Here is a 1,449-nt window from a genome sequence, read left to right on the forward strand (position 1 = left end):
TGGGCAACACGTCCAGGAGTTAAACTGATATTAGCAGATTGCCTGCAGTAATACATTCTCAACCACTAACTCCCTAGTAGAGGTAGGCGGGAGTTAACCTACCATTGATTATTGCTTCAATGCTTTGCCCGAATAAGTCCATTTGAAGGGTTTAGCCATTGTGCAATTGAAGTAATCGATGAATTCAAGGAGACGGGTTTTGAGTTGAGCTTTACTGATGAAATTGGCTCGCCTGAGTAACTTACGAACTAAAATACTGAACCAAATCTCAATCTGATCTCGCTGTAGAACAATGCTTGGGGGTGAAGTGAAACACGATTTTATGAGTGGGGTCACGCAAGAAATCGGATCGAGTTGGCATCGATTTAAGAATACCCGATACCCCTTTCACCCCGAGAGGAACCTCCAGCCCTTCAAATTTTGCCACAAACCGAACCAAGGATTCCGATTGATGAGTGTTCAAACAATCCATCACCAGATGCCATTTGACAGCATCAGGGTCACTAGCCATCAGGTGTTCGACGTGGCTCAGATAGTCCAACGAGCGTTCGGGTATCGCCAATGGTCGCAGCGACCACCTGACCTTGAGCAACATCAAAACTCGCGATTAATGTTTGGGTGCCGTGGCGAATATACTCAAATTCTCGCCGCTCCCGTTTGCCGGGACGCATTCCACGGTCGGAAGACTTGCGCTCGATGGCTTGAATTCCTGTCATCTCATCCATCGAAATCGTCCGCTCTCCCCGCTCGGCACGCTCTATTGCACTCAGGTAGACCTCACAGATGTCTTTGATTTTTTCATCAAACTGTGGGTCGGGGGGGGATTCAACCAGTATTGTGACTGGTGCGGTTTTAAATCGGCTTCTGCCATCAATCTCCCAACATGGCGAGGGGAGATGCTGGTGACTATGCCTTGAAAGAGCGCTTCATCTGCTAGCTCTCGCGCACTCCAATGACTCAGCGGTCGCCCATAGATTTCCGGTTTCTCACAAGCGAGCGCAAATAATTGAAGAATCTGTTCTAAGCTGAAGGTCATTGGACCTCCAAGTCTCTCGGCATCGGCTAATCGCTGCACCACTTCCAAATTCTTGACACTCAACTCTAACCAACGATTACGCCACAACGAAGCCATCTCTCGACTGATGTTGAGGGCACGAGCGATTTCTCGATGATTGTATCCTTCGTCTGCTAACAGAATAATCCTGGCTCTTAAGGCAATTTGCTGGGGAGTCCGATGACGGTTGACAATCTGCCACAGTTGCTCTCGTTCTGCATCTGCCAATTGCAATGGCTTTGGGGCTAGTCTGGGCATCGATCTGTTCTACCTTCTACATCTACCTATAAATGGTAGCTCTATTCCCGCCCAAGTGTACTAGCTAACCAGAGTTGCCAACTCATCAATGGCATTAAATCACTCCAACGCTCGGATTGTTCGGGAGTTCTCAAATT

The 1,449-nt window shown here is 48.1% G+C and carries 3 protein-coding genes; all 3 read right to left on the reverse strand.

Going from position 1 to position 1,449, the window contains the following annotated elements:
• Positions 1–268: 268 nt before the first annotated feature.
• The 3 genes from QUA25_RS29630 to QUA25_RS29155 are packed head-to-tail and all read right to left on the reverse strand — an operon-like array spanning position 269 to position 1,312.
• Positions 269–595, reverse strand: coding sequence for a transposase (locus QUA25_RS29630; protein WP_445242261.1), 327 nt, complete (start codon positions 593–595; stop codon positions 269–271).
• On the reverse strand, positions 504–725 hold the full coding sequence (locus QUA25_RS29150) for a hypothetical protein (protein ID WP_333043180.1): 222 nt from the start codon (positions 723–725) through the stop codon (positions 504–506). The genes QUA25_RS29630 and QUA25_RS29150 overlap by 92 nt, the downstream gene beginning before the upstream one ends.
• A gap of 41 nt (positions 726–766) precedes the next feature.
• Positions 767–1,312 (reverse strand): helix-turn-helix domain-containing protein, encoded by a 546-nt coding sequence (locus tag QUA25_RS29155; RefSeq protein WP_333043182.1) that lies wholly within the window; start codon positions 1,310–1,312, stop codon positions 767–769.
• Positions 1,313–1,449: the final 137 nt, after the last annotated feature.

The sequence above is a fragment of the Microcoleus sp. Pol17C6 genome (genome assembly GCF_036701145.1).
Classification (GTDB): domain Bacteria; phylum Cyanobacteriota; class Cyanobacteriia; order Cyanobacteriales; family Microcoleaceae; genus Microcoleus.

Bases quoted from the DNA above. Each gene is read 5' to 3' on its own strand.
- QUA25_RS29630 (WP_445242261.1), bottom strand. From the start codon at position 595: ATGTTGCTCAAGGTCAGGTGGTCGCTGCGACCATTGGCGATACCCGAA.
- QUA25_RS29155 (WP_333043182.1), bottom strand. From the start codon at position 1,312: ATGCCCAGACTAGCCCCAAAGCCATTGCAATTGGCAGATGCAGAACGA.
- QUA25_RS29150 (WP_333043180.1), bottom strand. From the start codon at position 725: ATGGATGAGATGACAGGAATTCAAGCCATCGAGCGCAAGTCTTCCGAC.